Source organism: Bradyrhizobium quebecense, from assembly GCF_013373795.3.
GTDB classification, from domain to species: Bacteria; Pseudomonadota; Alphaproteobacteria; order Rhizobiales; family Xanthobacteraceae; genus Bradyrhizobium; species Bradyrhizobium quebecense.
This window is the reverse complement of record NZ_CP088023.1, coordinates 148,326-168,323: the sequence shown is the minus strand read 5'-3', so window position 1 is coordinate 168,323 and position 19,998 is coordinate 148,326. Positions and strand designations below refer to the sequence as shown.

21 protein-coding genes and 2 pseudogenes are annotated in these 19,998 nt (G+C 62.3%); 6 read left to right on the top strand and 17 right to left on the bottom strand.

Annotation, left to right across the window (positions count from 1 at the left end; all coding sequences use genetic code 11):
- Positions 1-1,012: 1,012 nt before the first annotated feature.
- The gene (locus HU230_RS42200) at positions 1,013-1,171 is read left to right on the top strand and encodes a hypothetical protein (protein ID WP_166107226.1); all 159 of its coding nucleotides are present in this window, start codon (positions 1,013-1,015) and stop codon (positions 1,169-1,171) included.
- Positions 1,172-1,197: 26 nt separating this feature from the next.
- Here HU230_RS42200 and HU230_RS42195 read toward each other — a convergent pair whose 3' ends face one another.
- Positions 1,198-1,443, bottom strand: coding sequence for a hypothetical protein (locus tag HU230_RS42195; protein WP_176535495.1), 246 nt, complete (start codon positions 1,441-1,443; stop codon positions 1,198-1,200).
- A gap of 23 nt (positions 1,444-1,466) precedes the next feature.
- Complete coding sequence (locus tag HU230_RS42190) at positions 1,467-1,688, bottom strand: hypothetical protein (protein WP_166107228.1); 222 nt, start codon at positions 1,686-1,688, stop codon at positions 1,467-1,469.
- A gap of 474 nt (positions 1,689-2,162) precedes the next feature.
- Here HU230_RS42190 and HU230_RS42185 point away from each other — a divergent pair, with 474 nt between their 5' ends.
- Complete coding sequence (locus HU230_RS42185; protein ID WP_224497273.1) at positions 2,163-2,429, top strand: hypothetical protein; 267 nt, start codon at positions 2,163-2,165, stop codon at positions 2,427-2,429.
- A gap of 276 nt (positions 2,430-2,705) precedes the next feature.
- Here HU230_RS42185 and HU230_RS42180 read toward each other — a convergent pair whose 3' ends face one another.
- Together HU230_RS42180 and HU230_RS43565 are read right to left on the bottom strand one after the other, a co-directional pair.
- Positions 2,706-3,371, bottom strand: coding sequence for a helix-turn-helix domain-containing protein (locus HU230_RS42180; RefSeq protein WP_176535494.1), 666 nt, complete (start codon positions 3,369-3,371; stop codon positions 2,706-2,708).
- 93 nt (positions 3,372-3,464) lie between these two features.
- Positions 3,465-3,603 (bottom strand): annotated as a pseudogene (locus HU230_RS43565) (SulP family inorganic anion transporter); the annotation flags it as partial.
- Between the two features lie 197 nt (positions 3,604-3,800).
- Between HU230_RS43565 and HU230_RS42175 the strand changes: the two are divergent.
- Positions 3,801-4,553 (top strand): outer membrane protein, encoded by a 753-nt coding sequence (locus HU230_RS42175; protein ID WP_166218055.1) that lies wholly within the window; start codon positions 3,801-3,803, stop codon positions 4,551-4,553.
- Positions 4,554-4,833: 280 nt separating this feature from the next.
- Here the strand turns inward: HU230_RS42175 and HU230_RS42170 are convergent, their stop codons facing one another.
- Positions 4,834-5,346: a Spy/CpxP family protein refolding chaperone gene (locus HU230_RS42170; protein WP_224944386.1), complete on the bottom strand. Its 513-nt coding sequence runs from the start codon at positions 5,344-5,346 to the stop codon at positions 4,834-4,836.
- A gap of 429 nt (positions 5,347-5,775) precedes the next feature.
- On the opposite strand from HU230_RS42170, the gene HU230_RS42165 reads away from it, so the two are divergent.
- Positions 5,776-5,982: a cold-shock protein gene (locus HU230_RS42165; RefSeq protein ID WP_166218049.1), complete on the top strand. Its 207-nt coding sequence runs from the start codon at positions 5,776-5,778 to the stop codon at positions 5,980-5,982.
- A 124-nt stretch (positions 5,983-6,106) separates the two neighbouring features.
- On the opposite strand, the gene HU230_RS42160 is transcribed toward HU230_RS42165, so the two are convergent.
- The 12 genes and pseudogenes from HU230_RS42160 to traI all read right to left on the bottom strand — a co-directional run bounded on the left by HU230_RS42160 (position 6,107) and on the right by traI (position 17,304).
- The gene (locus HU230_RS42160; RefSeq protein WP_166107311.1) at positions 6,107-6,817 is read right to left on the bottom strand and encodes an autoinducer binding domain-containing protein; all 711 of its coding nucleotides are present in this window, start codon (positions 6,815-6,817) and stop codon (positions 6,107-6,109) included.
- Between the two features lie 471 nt (positions 6,818-7,288).
- Positions 7,289-8,584 (bottom strand): IncP-type conjugal transfer protein TrbI, encoded by a 1,296-nt coding sequence (trbI, locus tag HU230_RS42155; protein WP_166107234.1) that lies wholly within the window; start codon positions 8,582-8,584, stop codon positions 7,289-7,291.
- A 13-nt stretch (positions 8,585-8,597) separates the two neighbouring features.
- Positions 8,598-9,062 carry a conjugal transfer protein TrbH gene (gene trbH, locus HU230_RS42150; protein WP_166107236.1) on the bottom strand — a complete coding sequence of 155 codons (465 nt, stop codon included), beginning with the start codon at positions 9,060-9,062 and terminating at the stop codon, positions 8,598-8,600.
- 4 nt (positions 9,063-9,066) lie between these two features.
- The gene (trbG, locus tag HU230_RS42145) at positions 9,067-9,891 is read right to left on the bottom strand and encodes a P-type conjugative transfer protein TrbG (RefSeq protein ID WP_166107238.1); all 825 of its coding nucleotides are present in this window, start codon (positions 9,889-9,891) and stop codon (positions 9,067-9,069) included.
- 17 nt (positions 9,892-9,908) lie between these two features.
- Positions 9,909-10,571 (bottom strand): conjugal transfer protein TrbF, encoded by a 663-nt coding sequence (gene trbF / locus HU230_RS42140; protein ID WP_166107241.1) that lies wholly within the window; start codon positions 10,569-10,571, stop codon positions 9,909-9,911.
- A gap of 15 nt (positions 10,572-10,586) precedes the next feature.
- Entirely contained in the window at positions 10,587-11,774 is a 1,188-nt protein-coding gene (trbL, locus tag HU230_RS42135; RefSeq protein ID WP_166218043.1) for a P-type conjugative transfer protein TrbL, read from the bottom strand.
- A complete protein-coding gene (trbJ, locus tag HU230_RS42130; RefSeq protein ID WP_166218040.1) occupies positions 11,768-12,586 on the bottom strand; it encodes a P-type conjugative transfer protein TrbJ in 819 nt (272 codons plus the stop codon). Before trbJ ends, trbL begins: the two co-directional genes overlap by 7 nt.
- Positions 12,558-15,011 carry a conjugal transfer protein TrbE gene (locus HU230_RS42125; protein ID WP_176535491.1) on the bottom strand — a complete coding sequence of 818 codons (2,454 nt, stop codon included), beginning with the start codon at positions 15,009-15,011 and terminating at the stop codon, positions 12,558-12,560. Before HU230_RS42125 ends, trbJ begins: the two co-directional genes overlap by 29 nt.
- A 9-nt stretch (positions 15,012-15,020) precedes the next feature.
- Positions 15,021-15,320: pseudogene (locus tag HU230_RS42120) on the bottom strand (conjugal transfer protein TrbD).
- Positions 15,313-15,702, bottom strand: a complete 390-nt coding sequence (locus HU230_RS42115; protein WP_166218034.1) for a TrbC/VirB2 family protein — start codon at positions 15,700-15,702, stop codon at positions 15,313-15,315. The pseudogene HU230_RS42120 and the gene HU230_RS42115 overlap by 8 nt, the downstream one beginning before the upstream one ends.
- The gene (gene trbB, locus HU230_RS42110) at positions 15,692-16,660 is read right to left on the bottom strand and encodes a P-type conjugative transfer ATPase TrbB (protein WP_166218031.1); all 969 of its coding nucleotides are present in this window, start codon (positions 16,658-16,660) and stop codon (positions 15,692-15,694) included. Before trbB ends, HU230_RS42115 begins: the two co-directional genes overlap by 11 nt.
- Positions 16,657-17,304: an acyl-homoserine-lactone synthase gene (gene traI / locus HU230_RS42105; protein WP_312022737.1), complete on the bottom strand. Its 648-nt coding sequence runs from the start codon at positions 17,302-17,304 to the stop codon at positions 16,657-16,659. Before traI ends, trbB begins: the two co-directional genes overlap by 4 nt.
- Positions 17,305-17,699: 395 nt before the next feature.
- Here traI and repA point away from each other — a divergent pair, with 395 nt between their 5' ends.
- Together repA and repB are read left to right on the top strand one after the other, a co-directional pair.
- Positions 17,700-18,926, top strand: a complete 1,227-nt coding sequence (gene repA, locus HU230_RS42100) for a plasmid partitioning protein RepA (protein ID WP_166218028.1) — start codon at positions 17,700-17,702, stop codon at positions 18,924-18,926.
- Positions 18,923-19,942 carry a plasmid partitioning protein RepB gene (repB, locus tag HU230_RS42095; protein WP_166218025.1) on the top strand — a complete coding sequence of 340 codons (1,020 nt, stop codon included), beginning with the start codon at positions 18,923-18,925 and terminating at the stop codon, positions 19,940-19,942. The genes repA and repB overlap by 4 nt, the downstream gene beginning before the upstream one ends.
- The last annotated feature ends 56 nt before the right edge of the window (positions 19,943-19,998 follow it).

Here is a 19,998-nt window from a genome sequence, read left to right as displayed (position 1 = left end):
CTGCTTCAAACATCGGCTTTCAATCTTAATGCAACCCAAGGGCGCGCGAAAGCCGCCCCGGGAGGGGCTTTTGGCTGGGCTGGCGGGGAGATCCAGTGCCATGCCGACAAAAGTCGCTAACCCCAATGGCTAATGGCGCGAAGCTGCGTTTTGATACAACCTGACGATGCTGCCTATTCCGCGTGGGCGGCGCCGAGTGGAAGCATCCCTGGCTTCTTTACCTGAAGAAGCCAGGGAATCGCTGAGGCACCCTTGTGGCTTGAGCGCGATCAAGAAAGCGACGCGATTAAGTTGCTGCGGCGCATCCGCCATTTTCCGGCATCGATCGGCGGGGCACAGGTCGTAGCTCCGCCTCATTCTTTCGCTGACATGGTCAGTAAGTCAGCGCGGGACACAGGCGCGCGGGCGACTGCGCCCGGAGTGAAGCGCTTGCACCGCCAGCCGCGATCGCGCTCCTCCGGGCTGCGCTTCGCGTTGCAACCGCCGCTTTTCGCTACGGTTCTCCGTTGAATAGCTCAATACGCGGCGTAGCGTAGGGAAGCGCCACACTGGCCCGCCGCCCAGCGAGGCGTTGCCCCGGCTCGGCCGCCCACGGCCCCCAGCCAGCCGGGCTGGGGCAGCCGGCTCCATCGACTACGAAGATTAGGACGGTGCCAAAGCAGCTCAAAAACCTGCGCGTAGCCCGCCAGCAATATGATGGTGGATACCGATCTCAGCGCAGCGCAAACGGCTGAAATACTCCTCGGGCTGATTAGTGCAGCTCAGCGCTCAGGAGAGCGAGATCCGGATGCTGCAGCGGGCCGGCGTCCCGACGGCATCCGCTGAACTGCTGCTCGTCCGGATGCGAGCCAAGGTCGATAATCTCTGTCGGGAGCGGGATGCCCTCAAAAAGGCTGCCACTGGGCAAGCTACCCACCCGATCGAGATCCAGCGGACCTGAGAGCTGGTTCACACTCGCCGAAGCTGCCCTCGGCTATCCTCGTCACGCCGCTTACTCTCGAGGAGACCGACGATGATCGCATTCGCCAAAGTGCTGTTGCGTTCCGCGAGCGTGGACGTCGGCGGCTCCGATGGGCTCAAGACCATCATGATCTTTTGCGGCGCAGGCCTTTTGCTCTCCCTTCTTGCGGCGATGACCTATGGCCTGAACCTCGCTGCAGACTTTTTCTGAAGGTCTGGCCGCCGCGCTGCACATCCCTATCCTTCCTTCAGCACCGCCTTGACCTCACCTGCCGACCAGCTTTCGCCCTCGGCGATCGCCCGCACCTTTGCGTCTCCGCCGACCAGCAGGTGAGAACTGAGATCATCGTCAGCCGGCATGACGACGATTTCCGTCACGGGCTTCCAGTTCAGCGTCAGATCGAGGTCGCCGGGAAATATCTTCCAGCGCGAGCCATCGTCGAGCTCGACGATGTGGCTCTCGGAATGAGATCTGATCTTCACGGCGCAGCCCAGGTGCTCGCGCGCTACTTCTGGCCCGAGGGAGCCTGAGCGTTCGAGTTGTTCGGGTTCTGCTTGTTGGCTTCGTGATATCCGACGACGCATCCCGCCGCCGCGCCGAGCTTGCCATGGCCGGCCATGTGGCCAGCGACACCGCCGACGATGGCGCCCTTAATGCATCCCTTGGCTTCCGCCGGCGACGCGAAGGCGAGTGCGGTCAGGCAGGCTATTGCCAATATCGTCTTCATGGTTCCTCTCCGAATTTATGCCTCTTCGGGAGATCAAGTCGCCTGACGGAGGGCCGTTCCGCTCTGGACGGCGGATGGTCGCCGAAAATCGTGAACATGCCGGCGAGGGCGCGACGAATTGCGCGGCTTTGCGCCACCCCGTGCACTGCGGACACGGTATTGTACGACCTTACCGAGCCTATCGGATCGCATTCCCTGAAAGATATGCTTCAGGACGCATCGGATCTGGCCGCGATGGCCGAGGCTTTGAGCCAGTCGGCCGACTACCGAGTGTTGCGGCGCCTGATACCGCGGGCCGCGTCCCAGCCGACCATCGGGCAGGTTGCAAGACCAGCGTCCTAGTGGACACCGAGACGACCGGCCTCGATCACGCCAGAGACGAGATGATCGAGTTCGGGATGCTCAAGTTCGACTATACGCCGGACGGGCGGATCGTCGGCGTCCGCGACACCTTCTCCGCCTTCCACGAGCCGAGTGGTTCTATTTTCGGCGGACGTTACGGCACTCACGGGCATCACCGCCGAGATGGTGGCCGGTCACAGATTCGACGATGCGGCCACCGCGACCTTCGTAGACGATGCAGTCATCGTCATAGCGCACAATAGCGGGTTCGACAGGAAGTTCGCCGAGCGCTACTGGCCGGTGTTCGAGCACAAGGCCTGGGGCTGCAGCATGAGTGAGATTGGCTGGCGCAAACACGGCTGCGCGGGTGCTCAACTCACTCCGCGGCAGGCAACGTAGGCAGAGCTACCTGGGTTAAACTTTGGCGGTCCTTGCATTCGTATTTATGGCCAGACTTTGATCGGGAACCGACAGTATATTGCGCCTCGATAAAAGCTTCTCGTCGACATCCAGTAGGCGAGGCAGGTCCGAACCCGGTCGAGCTCGTTGCAGCCGACGAGTCTGCGCCGGAAAGAGCGCGCCAAAAACATACGCTTCAGCAGGACATCGACGGACGAATTGGCGTGACCGTACAAAGTCAGCTCGCAGCACTTGAACGTTGCCGTGCTCGCACGATCAGGCGTCGAGCTGCACAAGCGCTTCCCGATCCAGCAAAACGAGTTGACGCTGGGTTTGTCCATCGAACCTTAGCATCTTATCATCACGCAAGATCGAAAACGCGCGCGACACGGTTTCGAGGGTCAATCCAAGATAGTCGGCGATGTCGCGGCGATTCATCGGCAAGCTCATGACGTTCGGATGAGCAAGCCGCTCGTCCATTTCCAGAAGGAATGCGGCTAACTTCTCGAGCGCCGTCTTTCGTCCTAGCAGAAGCATGTGGTTCTCGGCGTGCTGAAGATTACGCGTGACGAGGTTGAGAAGGCTTGCCTGGCCCGGCTCCCGCTGCGCAATCGTATCGAGCAGGCTGCTTCGGCTCGTGATGCGAACCTTGGCCTGAGTCACTGCTTCGGCGGTGAAGCGGTGAATTATCCCATTCTCAAGCCCGAACATATCATCCGCGAGATGGAACGAGTTGATTTGCCGGCGGCCATCGCAGAGCATCTTGTAGGTCCGGATTGTACCAGAGACGATCTGGTAGACGTACTCGGCCTCCTCTCCCTCCCCAAATACTTCCATCCCTCTGCGATAGGTAAATTCGCTACAGATGATCTGCTGGCCGGCAAGGGCCGCCAATTGCCCATCAACCGCAGGGCGGCTCACTGTGGTAGTCCTGATCAACATCGCAGAACTCCGTACAAAATGGACGTGGCGGTGAACTCGGGAACTTTAGGCAACGGGCGCATGAGCGCACTTGATCTGGCGCAATTCAAAGCAGCCTACCGTGCCCGCCATCATCAGCGAGATCGCGGAAGTCCGTCCGACGGCAAGGTGACGCGAGGGACCCGAGCAGCGCATAGCCGAGGCTGCCCAGCATAAGACCGAAGATGCCGACCTGCGGCGGCAAGCCTGATAGGGGGTATCAAGATTCGGCAATGGCAATTCTTAAGTCGTATTAATAGCTTGTCCTCGAACTTGGCCGGCGAGTGTGGCTTCGCCGGTACAGCCTACCGGCAGCATCTCCCCTACAATTAGAACTGGAATAGTGAAGTAGGCGCTCCTGCCTGGCCTCAACGCTTCGGGGACAACTGAAGCGGACTGGGAGAAACACATATGAAGAAGATTTTGGTTGGCGCGATGGCGCTGAGCCTGTCGGTACCGGCAAGCGCGGCGGATTTAGCGGCCCGTCCCTACACCAAGGCGCCTCCGCCGATGGTGGCTCCGATTTACGATTGGACCGGCTTCTACATCGGCGCCAACGGCGGCTGGGGCCAAAGCCACAACTGCGTAGATTTCGTCACTGCTGTGGGGACCGTCGCGAGCGGCTGCGGTGATCGTTCCGGCGGCGTGGCCGGTGGACAAATTGGATATCGCTGGCAAACCAATCAGTTCGTATTTGGATTGGAAGCTCAAGGCGATTGGGCCGACATCAAGAACACGCGCGTGAGCCTTTTCGATCCGACGCTCTCGACCACCGCGAAGACTGATGCAATCGGTCTCTTCACCGGCCAGCTCGGTTGGGCCTGGAATTCGGCGCTGCTCTACGTGAAGGGCGGCGCTGCTGTGACCAGCAATCGCCTGACCATATTCGACAACACCACCGGGATCGGTTTGGTCTCGGCGGATAGCACGCGCTGGGGCGGCACCTTGGGTGTCGGCTTTGAGTATGGCTTCGCCCCCAACTGGTCGATCGGTGCGGAGTACGACCATCTGTGGATGGGGCACGCAAATAACTCCTTCTCGGTGGCCGATCCCCGCCTCGCTGCCGTACTCAACGACCGGATCAGCCAGGACGTGGATATGGTCACCGTGCGCTTGAATTATCGCTTTGGCGGCTACGGCGCTCCGGTCGCGGCGAGATACTGACCTTGTCCTAATACTTTTCTCCAATCAATTAGGCCGGCATCTCTGCCGGCCTTTTGTTGGAGAGAATATGTCTGAAAGATCATCTCCCAGATCGCCAATCTGGCCGGCCTAAAGCCGTCACGAGGTGGCCGACTACATCAATCTGGCCTTTGAGACGTCGGGCATCGCCGAAATTGTCAGGGCACCGGCGCGCCATCAAATGCGTTGATTCCGGATTGCGTGTATCGACGATCGTCGCGGACCAAAACTTGTTGCTCCGCGACGCGTCACGCCAGGTAGTCTAGTCGTCGTCATCTTCGGTTTCGATCTGATGTTCAATCGCATCTCGCATCCCGCGCATCGCCGCGTATGTCGCGAATGCCATCCTCTTCTTCTGGTCCGGTGTTAGCGTCTTATAAAGCGGTTCCCACGTGTCGGCGAGCTTCTTGAGGTCAACCGCGCGTTGACTCAGTATTTCTGCTCGACGTTGCATAAGTTCGACCGGATTGCGTTCACCAATCGCTTCCATTGGGCTGCTATCGCGCAGTTCGGCCACCCGCTCGAAGCGGACTTGTCGGTTCTTCGCTCTCGCACGGATGATGGCCCCTTCCACGGGCGGCCAGTATTTTTCCTGATCGGGCGTAAGCTGCAAGGCGGCCTTGATCATGCCGACGCGCGCATCCGTCAAGGCGTTGAGGTCGGCGGCGCTAGGATGCCCCATTCCTACCGTGGAAGAGGTCTCCGCTGCGTAGGCAAGTGTTGATGCTGTTAAGAGAACTGCGGTTGCTGCAAAGGCTATCGTTCTGATCCTCATCGCAAACTCCTGGGTCTCGTGTCGTTCGCCCCCCAAGCAGAAGGCCATAGGAGTTCTGAAGCAGATTGATTTGGGTCAAGTAGACCCTCACTTACCGGCGAGTTCCGCCGGCTGTCGACTCGGACGCTCGAAAGCAGCAGGCGCAGACCTGACCGGCAAACCGCGGCTCGATGTCGGACAGCCCGTCCGGCCAGCGGTCAGCGTTCAGTAGTGCAATGTGACGCTTGCAGTGGCAGTAGGCGCGATGGCCCGCGATCGATCAGACGTTGTCCAATTCCATGTCGCCGAGAACGATGAACCGCCCGGGGGCATCCCATTCGATGCATGGCACCAGACGGGTGACAAGCTGAGCGATCAACACCGGTCGGCTTGCGGGAATGGTCCAAGCTGATTTACTGTCAACGCGATTGCTTAAGTAGGAGACGGACGGTGGCGACAGGTGTTGTGAAGTGGTTCAACGCGACCAAGGGGTTTGGCTTCATTCAGCCGGATGACGGCGGTCAAGATGTTTTTGTGCACATAAGCGCGGTTGAGCGGGCTGGCCTCTCAGACTTGCGTGAGGGGCAGAAAGTCTCTTACGAGGTCAAGGTGGATCAAAGGCGTGGTAAGAGCAGCGCAGAAAATCTGCGTGTTTGATCTTGTGTTGTAGGCACCTGATTCTCGGCCCCAGCCTCAGTCGGGCGCCCACTCGAAATGGTCCCACTGCGTTCACAGCGCTGGGGGCCGTTTCATCCTATAGATCCAGGGGCGCAGGATGCGGTCAGATCAGGCCGAGCTTCGTCGCGAGTGCCGTGGCTTGGGCGAGACTTCCCGCATCGAGCACCTTGCGGGCGTTGTTGAGATGAAAATTCACGGTCGCGAACGACATATTTTCGAGGGTGGCGATCGACTTCATCGGCTTTCCCTCAGCCGACCATTTGAGGCAGAGGGTCTGCTTGGCCGTCAGCTCGAAAGTTGGCTGCGCGGTCGGCTTCGCATTGTGCTCTTCAAGCTTGGCATGCAGGAACGCGACCGCCGTGACGGCGGCGATCTGATCGATATCCTTATCGAGGGTCAAGGACGGTTTGCTCGATGCGAGCGTCAGCATCGACATGTGCCGGCAGGCCGTCCGTATCGGGATGCTGATACCCGATCTGATCCCGAAGTCGCCGGCCTCGGAATAGAAACGCCGAACCTCCTTCGTTTCCGAATGGCGGGAGCCTCCGGAGCACCAGGTGAATGGGCGCAAAGTCGTGCTGGCGGTTTTTACGACCGGATCAATCGTCGTGTAGTCGCTGTCGAAATAGTGCTTCAGCCACTCCGGCGAATAGTTCGAGTAGGCATAAGTTCTGGATGGCTGGATGTAGAGATAGGCGTAGCAGTCAAAGCCCAATTCCTCCACGAGATCCGGCAGCGCGTCCCTCAGAACTTCCTGCGTTCTCGCGGCAGAAGTGACGTCCGTCAGTCGCTGAAACCAGGTTTTTAGGTCCATTCTCCTCGTATCCATTATTTCTCTGAAGACTTCTTTCTGGCGGCGAGCACCCGGCTCGATTCGGCGCAGGACGCAGTGATGGTGAGATTGATGTCTGGTGGTGGTGCCGACTGTGAACGGTAAAAGCTGGCGATCTTCCACGCCACACAACGATTTTCGCTGCGCCGCTTCTTGTGCACATTGTCGCGAGGGTTCAACGTGAAGCGCTACGCGGTTCGGTTCACCGCGAGATCCTCATGACACATCGTGGACAGATAGATTAAGTTGACTCGCCAACTCGGCGAAGCTCCTGTTTTCGTGGTTATGACGTTGGTGCATAGGTGTCGTTCCACTCTCCTCGCGTCTCATGCAGTTTGACGTAGCTTGTTATTTATAATTGGCGCAACAAATGCGAAAATTTAGAGGCCGGATTGCAGAAACTGGTGGATCGAGCATCGCGATCGATGGCGGCTTCAGTCGCATTGCGTGTGATCAGCCCCGATAAGCGCCCGGGAACACGATGTCCTGATCGACAAGGACGTTGAACTGATAACCGGGGCGAATCTCCAGCGTCGGCTGCACGTCGAGGTTCTTGTTGATGGTGCGCTCGGCGACGCGGCCGAAGGTTTCCGCAAAATTCCGCCTTGCGGCGTCCGACGCGGTCTGCTGCGTCGCGAGCGTCGAGCTTTGCGGGGCCGCCATATCCATGCCCGTGCCGATGATCGCGAGCAGGATCGCGGAGCCGAAGGTCTTGAAGTAGTGGTTGTCGACCTGGTCGGTGAAGCCGCCATAGCCTTCCGCGTCCGTTCCGGCCATGCCGCCGATCTGGAGCGTCGAACCGTTCGGGAAGATGATGTCGGTCCAGATGACGAGGACGCGGCTCTGGCCGAAGGAGATCTTGCTGTCGTAGCGGCCCATCAGTTTCGTGCCTTGCGGGATGAGCAGGCGGTAGCCAGTGGCGCTGTCGAAGACGTTCTGGCTGACCTGAGCGGTGATGCGGCCCGGCAGATCGGAATTGATGCCGGTGATCAGCGTCGCCGGGATGACGGAGCCGCGCTTCAGCTCATAGTAGGAGCGCGGGGGAACGACCTGGTTCGGCAGATAGCCGAGCTTGGCGAGGTCGGAGTTGAAAAAAGTCTCCTTCTTCGCTTGCCCGTTGGGATCGAGGTTCTGGCCGTTGAGCCCGGTCAGAAGCGCCAGGCTGTAGAGGTCGGTCGGCGAGGATGAGGCCGGTGTCATCGCACCCGGTTTCGCCGGCGACGTGGCCGCCGACGCAGCCTTAATCTTCTGCGTGTCGATGGCGAGCGGCGAATCCAGCGCGATGTTGCTCGCCTGCAGACGCGCCATTCTCTGGCGCTGCCGCTCCCGGAGGAGCTGTTCCTGTCCTTCGCGGGCCAGACGCGCCCGCCAGGCTTCTTCGGATTCGAGTGCGCCGCCCCTCGGCTCGGCGACGGCAGGCTGTTGCGGGACGAAGGGATTTTGCGGGGCAGGTTTCGGCTCGGGCGTCGGCGCCGCGGGCGGAGGCTGTTGGCCGTCGCCGATGAGGCCGTCGGCAACGCCGCGCTTCATCTGATCGGCGAAGGTCGTGGCGGGCGCGCCGCCGATCGAACCCGTGTCGGACGTTGAGCGGAATACAAGTCCCCGCGAGGTCAGTCCGTAGAAGATCACCGCGAGGAACACGATGCCGAGCACGGCCGCGGCGATGATCGGCAGGCGGTTGAGACGGCGAATGTCCTTCGGCGCGCCCGTCCCGCCGGAGCCGCCGCCGAGCTGCAGAGATTGGGTCATGCCTCCCCTCCCCTCAGCTGCGCTTCATCACCGAGACCGGGCTTGCCGGCAGCGCGCTGGTCGCGGTCGTGGAATAGACGCGACCGATCTCGATCGATCCGGTCGAGAGGCGGGCGAGCATCTGTCCGTCCATGGAGGCGAGCACATAGGCGAGCCGGATGGCTTTAGGATCCTTGGTGTCCTGATCGGTCGTGACCGCGTAACCCCAGCCCCGCAGCGAAGTCTCAAGGGCCGAACCGAAGGCGGAGCCGTCGGGCTTTAGGACAATCGTCGCCTTTCCCTGGCCGATTTGTTCGGCAAGGCGTGGAACGAGATCACCGGCGACGGCCGAAGCAGCGGGGGCCAAGAGTTCGGCTGGGGCGGTGCTGGCAACGAGTCCGCCGGTTCCGAAAGTCGCGCATCCGGAAAGAAGGGCGGCCGTGAGGAAGAAGGCGGCCGCGCGTGCCGGGCGAAAGGTGGAGAAGAAAGGGCGGATCATGCCGTCACCCTCGCCTCTGGATCGTGATTTTTTCCTGGCTCCAGCCGACGCCGGAGACAAGGATGGCCCTGTCGACCGCATAGTCGACGATCATCATGTTGCTCTTCATCCGATAATTGACGATGCGGTTCTGCCCGCCCGAGACTACGAACAGGACCGGCGCGTCGCGCGAGGCGACCGACTCCGGGAACTGGATGTACGTCTTGGTGCCGTCGCTATAGACTTGAGTCGGCCGCCAGCCCGCGCTGCCCGAGACCGAATAGCTGAAGTTCAATTGCTCTGCCGGCACGCCGGCGCCGCCCGTCTCGATCCGGGCGTTCACATCCGCCAGGCGCGAGGACACGTCCTCGGGATAGTCGAAGCCGACCCGCGCCATGTACTGCGTGGCGTGGGACTTGAGCTGGATGTGATAGGTCCGTCGCGACGTCGTCACCACCATGGAGGTGACGAGGCCTGGCTCGGTCGGCTTGACGATGAGGTGGATCGCCTGGCCGCCCGTCGCGCCGGAGGTCGCGGGCTCGACCTTCCAGCGCACGGTGTCGCCGACGAGCACGTCGCGCACGACCTCCCCGCCCTCCAGCTCGAGGTCGCAGACCTGCAGCGGTGAGCAGACAACAGATGGCTGCACTTCGCCATAGAGGAAGATCACCTTGCCATCGGCGCCGCGCGTCACGAGCCCGGTTCGGCCGCGCCATTGGCCGGAGATATCCATCCCCTTCGCTTCCTTCCGGTTGAGGCTCTGGGCATCGGCGCTGTGGAGGCCGGTGATGGAAACGAGGGCGGTCGCGATCAGAAGGGCCGCCCGGAATGTTGGTCTTGTTGCAGTCATAGGTAAGGGCGCGCCTTTCAGATCTGAGCGGTCCAGTCAAAATCCTTGAGGTAGAGACCGATCGGGTTGAGCCGGATCACCGCCTCATCCTGCGGCGGGATCAGCACGACGCTGGCCACGCCCCGGAAGCGCCGGGTCGCCACTTCCTTGCCCTTGCGGTCGCGCTCATACTCGGTCCAGTCGATCTGGAAGGACTGCGGCGACAGTGGCACGACATTGTTGACCTCGATCGCGACCGTCGCGGTCTTGGCCTTGTCGAAGGGAGAGCTCGAGCGGAACCAGGCGTTGACCTTTTCGGTCGCGGGGTCCGTCGTGCGCAGCATGGCGTAGACGCGGTCGATATATTGCTTCTGCACCACCGTGTCCGGCGTCACCGATCGGAAGTTGGTGATGAAGCCGGCGAGCGTGGCGCGCACCACGCGCGGGTCGGCGTATTCGATCTGGGCCGGAAAGCCCGCACTTACGGACGAACCGAGCTTGTCGACCTCGACGATGTAGGGAACGAGCTTGACCTTCGTGCTCTGGTAGAGCGCATAGGCCGTACTCATGAGCGCGAGGCCGAGGCTCGCGATGCCGACAATGCGCCAGGCGCTGGCGGCCTTCACATAGGAGCCGTAGCGCTCGGTCCATTCCTGCCGTGCGGCGATATAGGGATTTTCGGGACTGTTGGGGGAGGCCAAAACGCGTTTCTTCCGTCATTTCTCGTGTTTTTGGGGCGGAGGGGGCGGCGATCCGCCGCCGCTCTTCTCAAGCTTGGCGTTGGCGAGCCCGAGCAGAGATCCGGCATAGGCGCCGGGCGCACCGATCGCCTTGTCGTGGGCGGCCGAGGCGAGCGCGCCTCCGGCCGAGGCCGCGCCACGCAGCCCGGCAAGGGCGGCGCCGCCGACCGATGAGCCGCTCGCGCGCGCCGCCGAGAAGGCCGCTGCGCCGGCGTTGGCCCCGCCCATCGCGAGGGCAGCGCCTCCGGCCGCGAAACTCGCAGCCTGCGCGCCGTGCCGGATCACTTCCATGCCGCTGCTGACCGAGGCGCCTTGAACCACGCCCTGGACGATGGACGGCACGTACATCGCGAGGATGAAGACGACGACCGCGATGCCGGCGATGGCGAGCGCGGTCTGGTACTGGTCGCCGACCGACGTATCCTGGGCGAGGCCGATCAGTACGTCGGAACCGATCTTGGCGATCATGACGAGCGACATGAGCTTCATGCCGACCGAGAAGGCGTAGACGAGGTAGCGGATCGCAAAGTCCTTGGTGAAGGACGATCCGCCGAGGCCGAGCATGATCATGCCGGCGAGAAGGCCGACATACATCTCGACGAGCACGGCAAGGAAGATCGCCGCGACGAGCGAAAAGGCGATGACGCTGACGATCATGGCGAGCGAGGCCGAGAGCGCCAGTGCGTTGTCCTGAAACACGCCGAAGGAAATCTTCTGCGACATGGCGGAGGCGACCGTCAGGCCGGCATTGAAGACGTTCGCCGGTGAAGCCGAGCCGCTGCCGCCGCCGATCTGGAACAGGCTGTCGACCACGGCTTTGGCGAAACTCGGCCCCTCCGCCAGGACGAAGGCGAAGAAGCCGATGAACATGATCCGGCGCACGAGCTCGGCGAACCAGGCTTCGATCGTCGCGGCCTGGATGGCGAGCCAGACCGCGGCGATGCCGACCTCGATGCCGGCGAGGATCCAGAACAGCGATTTTGCGGCGTTTGTGACGGTCGATTCCCACCCCTTCGCGGCCGTGACCACCTGGTTCTCGACCGTCGTCAGCACGCCCCCATCCGCGGCGGCGATTGCCGGACCGACGGTGTGAAGAAAGACGGCCGCTGTGACAACAATGGCAAGCACCGTCGAAGGACGGGTGAGAAAGGAGGCCGTCACCATCTCGGACGCATCTCCTGCCCGCCCGACATCGACGGCGCCGTCGATTTGAAGAACTCCTGCCGGCGCGCCTGGGAGAGATCCTTCTCGGCCTGCTCCGACTGATACCAGGTCGCCATCATCGTCATCTGTTGCGAGACTAGCCCGCGCAGCTTCTGCATCTGGGCGACCTGCTGTGTCGCGATCTGGTGGCCGACCTGCAGCGCCTTCATCTGACCGTCGGCGCCTTCCGACATCGTGCGGAGCTGCGACATGGTCGCCTCCTCGCTCGAGAATTGATCGGCGGTGAGGCTGGCGGCGCGCAGCGTGCCGCCGATCGTGTCGCGGTTGGTCGAGGACCAGTTCTGATAGGTCTGCGAGAAGCTGGCGTTGTTCGGCAGACTGGTCTTGAAGTCGGCGTAGCTCTGGAAGCGTTGCTTCAACACATCGTCGATATTGCCCATCGAGAAGGCGATGCCCTGCCCCTGGCTGACGACGTTCCTGAGCTGGTTAAGATCGTTCTGGACCTGTCCCCAGACGTGGTTCGGCAACTGCGCGGTGTTCTGCAGCATGTTGCTATAGATCTTCAACTGGTTCTGAATCTGCTCGGCGAGCTGCGTGATCTGCCTGATCTGATTGTTCACCTGCTCGGCCGATTTGCCGACCAGCGAGACGAGTTCGCTGTTGTTGAGCATCTGCGTCCACTCGGTCGCGCCGCCACTGAGGGCGCCGCCGCCGGCGACGGCGGATCTCGCCATGAACGGCAGCGCCATGGCCGCGACCGCCGCGCCGCGCAAAAATTCCAATCTAGTCATGGGCGAGTAGCGTATCGGCATGAGCGATCCCCCTGGTCTGGAGCCAGTTTGCCGGCCAGGTGCGGCCGTGCGCTGTCTTGAGTTCCGTGATGCGTTTGAGATCGTCCCGTCCGGACGCGCCGACGAAGGCGAGCGCGACCGGACCCAGCGCCATCTCGAACAGACGCCGGCCGGCGGGAGAGGTGACGTAATATTCGCGCTTCGGGATCGCGTTCGAGACGATCTCGACCTGGCGCTCGTTGAAGCCGAGGCGTTCATAGAACTCGCGCGTTCCTGGTTCGCGCGCCGCTCCGTTCGGCAGGCAGATCTTCGTCGGGCAGGATTCCTTCAGCACGTCGATAATGCCGGAACGCTCGGCGTCCGAGATCGACTGGGTGGCGAGCACGACGGCGCAATTGGCCTTGCGCAGCACCTTCAGCCATTCGCGGATCTTGTCGCGGAAGACGGGATGACCCAGCATCAGCCAGGCCTCGTCGAGCAGAATAAGGCTGGGTGCGCCGATCAGGCGCTTCTCGATCCTCCGGAACAGATAGGTGAGCACGGGCACGAGGCTGCGCTCGCCCATGTTCATCAGCTCCTCGATCTCGAAAGTCTGGAAGCCGCCGAGGGTCAGCCCATCGCGCTCGGCGTCGAGCAGGTGCCCCATCGGGCCGTCGACCGTGTAGTGGTGCAACGCGTCCTTGATCTCGCGCATCTGCACGCCCGACACGAAATCGGCGAGCGACCGTCCCGGTGCCGCCGCCATGAGGGCGACCTGGCGCGAGATGGCATTGCGATGATCCGGCGTGACGCTGACGCCCTGCAGCACCACGAGTGTCTCGATCCATTCCGACGCCCAGGCGCGGTCGGCGTCGGTCGCAAGTTCGGCGAGCGGGCAGAAGGCGAACTGTATCCCCTCCCCGGCCCCGCCGCCGATCTCATAGTGATCGCCGCCGGCCGCGAGCGTCAGCGGCATCAACGACCGGCCCTTGTCGAAGGCGAAGATCTGCGCGTCCCTGTAGCGGCGGAATTGCGCGGCGATCAGCGCCAGCAGGGTCGATTTGCCCGAGCCGGTCGGACCGAAGATCAGGCTGTGACCGACGTCGTCGGTGTGAAGGTTCAGCCGGAACGGCGTCGAGCCGGATGCGACCTGCATCAGCGGCGGTGAACTTTCCGGATAGAACGGGCATGGCGCGACCGGGCTTCCCGACCAGACAGAATTGAGCGGCAGGAGGTCGGCGAGGTTGCGGGTGTGGATCAGTGGCTCGCGGACGTTCGCATACCAGTTGCCGGGCAACGAGCCGAGAAAGGCCTCCGTGGCGTTCAGCGTCTCGATGCGAGCGCCAAAACCCTCGGCCTGGACGACCCGGCGAATGCCCTCGCACTTCTCGCGTAGCCGTTCGGCATCGTGATCCTGCAGCACGATGACGGGCGTGTAGTAGCCGTAAGAGACGAGCTGCGAGGCGGCTTCCGCGATTGCGTCCTGCGTCTCGGCGACCATGGCCATGGCGTCCTGGTCGACCGAACGCGACTGGGTCTGGAACAGCTGGTCGAAGAAGGGCCGGACCTTCTGCTGCCATTTCTTCCGGGTGCGCTCGAGCCGTTCGCGCGCTTCGATCTCGTCGAGGAACATGAAGCGCGATGACCAGCGGTAGGTCAGCGGCATCAGGTCGAGGATGTTCAGGATGCCGGGCCAGCTCTCGGCCGGCAGGCCGTCGATCGCCACCACGCCGACATAGCGGCCGTCGACCGTCGGCGTCAGCCCGTGCTGATATTCGGCGGTGACGAGCCAGTCGAGGTACATCGGGACCTCGGGCAGCCGAACCGGATGGTTTTCGCCGGTGATGCAGAAGCGCACGAACTGAAAGAGTTCGTCATAGCGTGCGCTGCGGGACCCACCGCGCTCCTCGACTGTGCGGGTCCGCATGCGCTGGATCGAGAGCAGGTTCGACAGATATTGCTCGATCTCGCGGACCGAGGCCCTGAAATTGCCGAGCGCCGTGTCGGCAAAACTCGCCGAGCGGCTGTCCTTGTCGGAATAGACGTATTTGGCGAGCCCCGACTTACGCCGCTCCGGCGGCCGCCAGCTCAGGATCAGGGCGTGGCGGCTTTCGTAATGTCCGCTCTCCCGTTCGAAATGCGCGCGCCGCTCCTCGTCGATCTCGCGCGTGACCGCGTCGGGAAAATGGCCGTCCTTGCGGGCGGGATAGTCCGTGGTCGGAATGCGCAGCGCCTCGACCTGGATCATCCAGCCCGAGCCGAGGCGGGCCAGGATGGCGTTGATCTGGCGGGAGACGTCGTTGCGCTCGGCGTCGGTCGAGCTCTCCGAGTCCGGCCCGGCGAAATACCAGCCGGCCATCAACGATCCGTCCTTAAGCAGGACGATGCCGTCGTCGACCAGTCCCGCGTAAGGCACGAGATCGGCGAAGGACGGACCGGAATGGCGGAAGGAATGCAGCGCAACCATGCTCGATCCTCAGAAGCGCCGCCAGGGCGATGAGGTCGGGCGATAGAGCTGGCGGTAGCCGACATGACGCATGTAGACGCGCCGCATCGCCGGATCGGCCTTCGCCATCATCCGCAGCAGACCGACGGTGAAGGTCTAGATCGCGATGCCGAACAGCGCCGCGTACCAGGTGAGCACCACGAAAATCAGGATGACGGCCGCAAACCCCGTCAGCAGCACGAGTTCGCGGTCGGCGCCCATCAGCAGGTTGGGGCGCGAAAGGGCGCGGTGAATGCGCGAGCGGGCGAGAGCGGAGCCGGCTTCAGCCATGTGCCGCCTCCCCTGCCCGGCTGCCGGGCGAGACGGGGGCGGCCGTTGTGGCGGTCGCAACCGTGCCGATCGAGGCGCCGGTCGAGCCGAACAGGGCGACGATCTGCGTAGCACCGAGCAGGATGCCGGCGACAAGCACAATGTAAATCAGCCGCCGCGCGAAATCGTTGAGCTCGCCGCCGAAGATCAGCATGCCGCCGGCGACCGCCACGGCCGCGAGCGCGATGAAGCCGGCGACCGGGCCGGTGATGGATTTCTGGATCTGCTCGAGCGGACTTTCCCACGGCAGGCTGCCGCCCGAGGAGGCAAGCGCCGGATGAGCGATCAGGAGGCCGAGCGCGAGCCCCAATAGGATGTGGGCGGCAAGGCGTTCAGACGACATCGGCTTGCGCCTTTGGGACATAGGATTCGGTCTGGTAGCGGTCGTTGACGAAGCCCTCGACGTGGAGGATGTCGCGCAGGACGCGGCCGCTCGTGGTCCGCTCGATCGAGACGATGAGGTCGACAGCTTCGCCGATCACTTCACGCATCGGCTGCTGGCTCGCTTCGGCAGTGAGCTGCTCGAGTCGGCGCAGGGCCGACTCGGCGGTGTTGGCGTGGACCGTGGCGACGCCACCGGGATGCCCCGTGTTCCAGGCCTTCAACAGAGTAAGCGCGGCGCCGTCGCGAACCTCGCCGACGATGATGCGGTCGGGCCGGAGCCGCATGGTGCTCTTGAGGAGCCGGGCCATGTCGACGGTGTCGCTGGTGTGCAGCGCGACGATGTTGTCGGCCGGACACTGGATCTCGGCGGTGTCCTCCAGGATCAGGATGCGATCCTCCGGTGCGGTTTTGGCGATCTCCGCGATGACGGCGTTCGCCAGCGTCGTCTTGCCGGAGCCGGTGCCGCCAGAAATGACGATGTTGAGGCGCGAGGCGACGGCGTTACGAATGATGTCGGCCTGGCGCTCCGTCATCACCCGGCTCTTCACATAGTCGTCGAGCGGTATCAGCCGCGAGGCGCGCCGGCGGATCGTGAAGGTCGGCGCCTTGACGATCGGGGGCAGCAACCCCTCGAACCTGTGGCCGCCAATCGGCAATTCGCCGGAGATGATCGGCTGCTCGTCGTCGGCTTCGGAATTGAGCGCATGCGCCACGCTGCCGATGACGATCTCCGCGGCGGCCGCGGTCATCTCCCCGGCGGCAGCCATGCCGTGGCCGAGCCGTTCGATGAACAGTCGGCCGTCCGGGTTGAGCATGATCTCCACCACCGAAGCATCATCGAGGGCGACGCAGAGCTGGTCGCCGAGGGCTTCCTGCAGCTTGCGGATCAGGCGCGGATGGGAACGCAGTTGCGTCATCGCGACGGACTCCCCTCAAGCCGCATGCCGGAGCGGGTAGATCGAAAAGGCGTAACCTTCCGGCCGCACACGTTCGAAGCTCGCCTGGCCGGTGGGCAGCGGGCCGCCGTCGCCGCCGTATTGCCGATCGGCTTGGGTTCTCCGATCCGCGCCATGGGCCATCCCGCGCGGCGCAGGATCTGTTCGATGCGGACATCGGTCACGGTGACGAGCTCGGAATAGCCGTTCGCCATCGACCATTCGATGATCGCGGCGAACATCGTCCAGGTGGCGTCATGGAGCGCCTGCCCTGCCCTGCCCCTCCCCGCCTCGATCGACGTATCGACGCAGAAGCGCGAGCTCTCGATCATAGCGGCGTGGGGCTTGAACAGTCCCGACGCTATGAGTTCAGGAAGGGGCACCGACAGCACGTTCGGTCCGGTCGCCGGCAGCAATCGGGCGCAGCCCGTGACCTCGCTCCGATCGGATAAAGTCAGGATGTAGGTCGGCCGGCAATTGTCGAACTGGTCGGCTTCTCGGCCGTCCCGAACCTCGACCTCCCAGTTCATACGCTCGCGGAAGGCGCGGGCGCGAAATCTATGCATCGAATCGAGCAGGACGGCCGAGTTACTGTATGTTTTGGGTGGGACGGCGATTGCCCGCATGCGTATTGCTCCGAATCTCTCGAGTTCGGAGGCCTAAAGGCCATCATCGTCAGGGCGGCGCGACTAATGAAATTATGAGTGCGATTCGCGCCTGCGGGGGTGAGTCGGGGCAAAATGGCCCCGAAAACGGTCTCGCAACGCGGAAATTTGGGCTTTGAACCCTAATAAAAGTATGAGTGTCTCGGCTGGAGTTTATAAACGGCCGCGCGCCGGCATGGCATTGAATTCGTTTGATGATTCAGGAGACTAGCCCAGCTGAGAGGTGCAACTCTGGCACGAGGGTTAACGCCTCGTTAACTTTAATTGGCTGGACGGAATCGCAAAATCATGTCCATCCTCAAATCGGGTTGATGGCGATTTGCGGGCTATAACCCGAAAAGAGGGTTCAAGTTCGAATGCGAAGGCAAAGTGCGATTGCTGCGAGTCCTGAAGCACCCGAAGACAAGATCATACGGCACGCCGCGTTGCTGTCGGGTCAGCTTCAGTCGATTCGCGAGAAAATGTACCCGCCCGAGGCGCAAAAGACCCTCCGGCGGTTCATGACGCATGAAGTCTCGAAGCTGATCTCGCTCTCCGAAGCGACGCTGCGTGCGTTGCTACGCACCCTGTCGTCGGAGGGCAAGGGGCCGCTGCCCACACGCCTCGACAACAATTATCGCGTTTACACGCTCGACCAGGTCAACGAACTCAGGCGTCTGCTTGCGGAGCAGAGACCGTTAGAAGCGCTCCGCTTTCTCCCCCATCGGCGTGATGGCGACCACCTGCAGATTATCGGCGTCGTCAACTTCAAAGGCGGCAGTGCGAAGACGACGACGGCTGCGCACCTCGCCCACTACCTAGCGCTGAATGGCTACCGCGTTCTGGCGATTGATCTCGATCCGCAAGCTTCGCTTTCGGCAATGTTCGGTGCGCAGCCGGAGGTTGACGTCGGCGAGAATGAGACGATTTACGCTACGCTACGCTATGGGCCGGAGCGCCGGCCGATGGCCGATATCGTGCGCAAGACCTACTTCCCCGGCATTGATCTTGTTCCGGGCAATATCGAAGTCATGGAATACGAGCACGAAACACCGCGTGTGCTCGCAACGAGGTCAGCACCAAAGGATGAAATCTTCTTCGAGCGGCTGCGTCTGGCGATCGCGGAGGTGGAAGACGCCTACGACGTCGTCGTGCTTGATACGCCGCCATCCCTAGGCTTCCTCACACTCGGCGCCATCTACGCCTCGACTGGCATGATCGTTACCGTTCATCCAGCCATGCTCGACGTCATGTCGATGAGCCAGTTCCTGTTGATGATGGAAGGCCTCATCGGGACTATTCGCGACGCCGGCGGACGGCTTCAGCAGGACTTTCTGCACTACCTCATCACCCGCCACGATCCGAACGACCAGGCGCAGGCGCAGGTCGTCTCATTGTTGCGGCATCTGTTTGCCGATGATGTCCTAGCGCCAACCGCGGTTGAAAGCACTGCAGTTGAGAGCGCAGGGCTCGCCAAGCGAACGCTGTACGAACTCGAGTCTGGCAATATCGGGCGCGATACGTTCCGGCGCGCCAAAGATTCCATGGACGCTGTGAACGATAGGATTCTCGATCTGATCAAGCAAAGTTGGGGACGGTCATGACTAAGAAGCCGGGAGGCAAGTCGATCATCGCTAGCTTCGGCGCGTTGTCCGCGAACGCGGCCGAAGAACGAGATTCGCCGCCCGCATCCGGACATGGCGAGCCACCACGTCCGCTCGGCAGGGTTGGTGCGGGTATCATCGGCGCGACCCAGCGCACGCTCCAGGAGATGCGCGAGGAGCGCGATCGCCTACAGGCGCTTGTTGCGAAGGGCGGCGACCAAAAGCTGGCGCCGGACACAATTGACCCCTCCCCGTTTATCGACCGTTTGCCCGACGACGGCGAGGCGGATTTCAGAGCTTTCAAGACGTCCTTTAGCGAGCAAGGACAGAAAGTTCCAATCCTTGTCCGTAATCATCCGTCGAATCCCGGTCGCTACCAGGTCGTTTACGGACGCCGGCGTCTGCGGGCGGCCCGCGAGCTTGGGATGCCGATCCGCGCACTGGTGGCCGACCTGAGTGATCACGAATTGGCATTGGTCCAGGGCATTGAGAATTCGGAGCGCCAAGACCTCAGCTGGATTGAGCGCGCGTTATTTGCCGCTCAGATGGATGCGCAAGGGCTCAGGCCGCGGGACATCAAGGCTGCGGTCAAAGCTGATGATGCGGAAATGACGAAGTTTCGAACGGTCGTTCAGGTCGTTCCGGACGACGTGATCCGGTCGATCGGCCGGGCTCCGAAGACGGGTCGACCGCGATGGACCTTGCTGGCGTCGTTGGTCAAGAGCGATGCCGCAGCGGGGGATCGGATAAGAGAAACCTTGGCAACTGCCAAGGTTTCGTCGTCCGACGAACGCTTTCAGAGCGCTCTCGCCGCGGCTTCAAGCAAGGTGGATGATGGGAAGGCAACCGACGAGATCTCACTCCAAGCGACGAACGGTCCGGTGATTGGCAAGGCCACTTTCGGGCGCTCCGGCGTGAGGATTCAGGTGCAAAATGAGCAAGGAGCGGCGTTTGCGACCTTTCTTCGTCAGGAGTTGCCAGAGCTCGTCGAACGGTTCATCGGGCAAGCCCGGTGAATGAGGCCGGGGCCAAAACCTTGGCAGCTGCCAAGGTTTTGGCCTTGCAGGCGACA

Excerpts from the sequence above, each read along its gene's own strand:
- HU230_RS42200 (WP_166107226.1), top strand. The coding sequence starts at position 1,013 with ATGATCGCATTCGCCAAAGTGCTGTTGCGTTCCGCGAGCGTGGACGTC.
- HU230_RS42190 (WP_166107228.1), bottom strand. The coding sequence starts at position 1,688 with ATGAAGACGATATTGGCAATAGCCTGCCTGACCGCACTCGCCTTCGCG.
- HU230_RS42180 (WP_176535494.1), bottom strand. The coding sequence starts at position 3,371 with ATGTTGATCAGGACTACCACAGTGAGCCGCCCTGCGGTTGATGGGCAA.
- HU230_RS42175 (WP_166218055.1), top strand. The coding sequence starts at position 3,801 with ATGAAGAAGATTTTGGTTGGCGCGATGGCGCTGAGCCTGTCGGTACCG.
- HU230_RS42170 (WP_224944386.1), bottom strand. The coding sequence starts at position 5,346 with ATGAGGATCAGAACGATAGCCTTTGCAGCAACCGCAGTTCTCTTAACA.
- HU230_RS42160 (WP_166107311.1), bottom strand. The coding sequence starts at position 6,817 with ATGGACCTAAAAACCTGGTTTCAGCGACTGACGGACGTCACTTCTGCC.
- trbI (WP_166107234.1), bottom strand. The coding sequence starts at position 8,584 with ATGACCCAATCTCTGCAGCTCGGCGGCGGCTCCGGCGGGACGGGCGCG.
- trbH (WP_166107236.1), bottom strand. The coding sequence starts at position 9,062 with ATGATCCGCCCTTTCTTCTCCACCTTTCGCCCGGCACGCGCGGCCGCC.
- trbG (WP_166107238.1), bottom strand. The coding sequence starts at position 9,891 with ATGACTGCAACAAGACCAACATTCCGGGCGGCCCTTCTGATCGCGACC.
- trbL (WP_166218043.1), bottom strand. The coding sequence starts at position 11,774 with ATGGTGACGGCCTCCTTTCTCACCCGTCCTTCGACGGTGCTTGCCATT.
- trbJ (WP_166218040.1), bottom strand. The coding sequence starts at position 12,586 with ATGCCGATACGCTACTCGCCCATGACTAGATTGGAATTTTTGCGCGGC.
- HU230_RS42125 (WP_176535491.1), bottom strand. The coding sequence starts at position 15,011 with ATGGTTGCGCTGCATTCCTTCCGCCATTCCGGTCCGTCCTTCGCCGAT.
- HU230_RS42115 (WP_166218034.1), bottom strand. The coding sequence starts at position 15,702 with ATGTCGTCTGAACGCCTTGCCGCCCACATCCTATTGGGGCTCGCGCTC.
- trbB (WP_166218031.1), bottom strand. The coding sequence starts at position 16,660 with ATGACGCAACTGCGTTCCCATCCGCGCCTGATCCGCAAGCTGCAGGAA.
- traI (WP_312022737.1), bottom strand. The coding sequence starts at position 17,304 with ATGCGGGCAATCGCCGTCCCACCCAAAACATACAGTAACTCGGCCGTC.
- repA (WP_166218028.1), top strand. The coding sequence starts at position 17,700 with ATGCGAAGGCAAAGTGCGATTGCTGCGAGTCCTGAAGCACCCGAAGAC.
- repB (WP_166218025.1), top strand. The coding sequence starts at position 18,923 with ATGACTAAGAAGCCGGGAGGCAAGTCGATCATCGCTAGCTTCGGCGCG.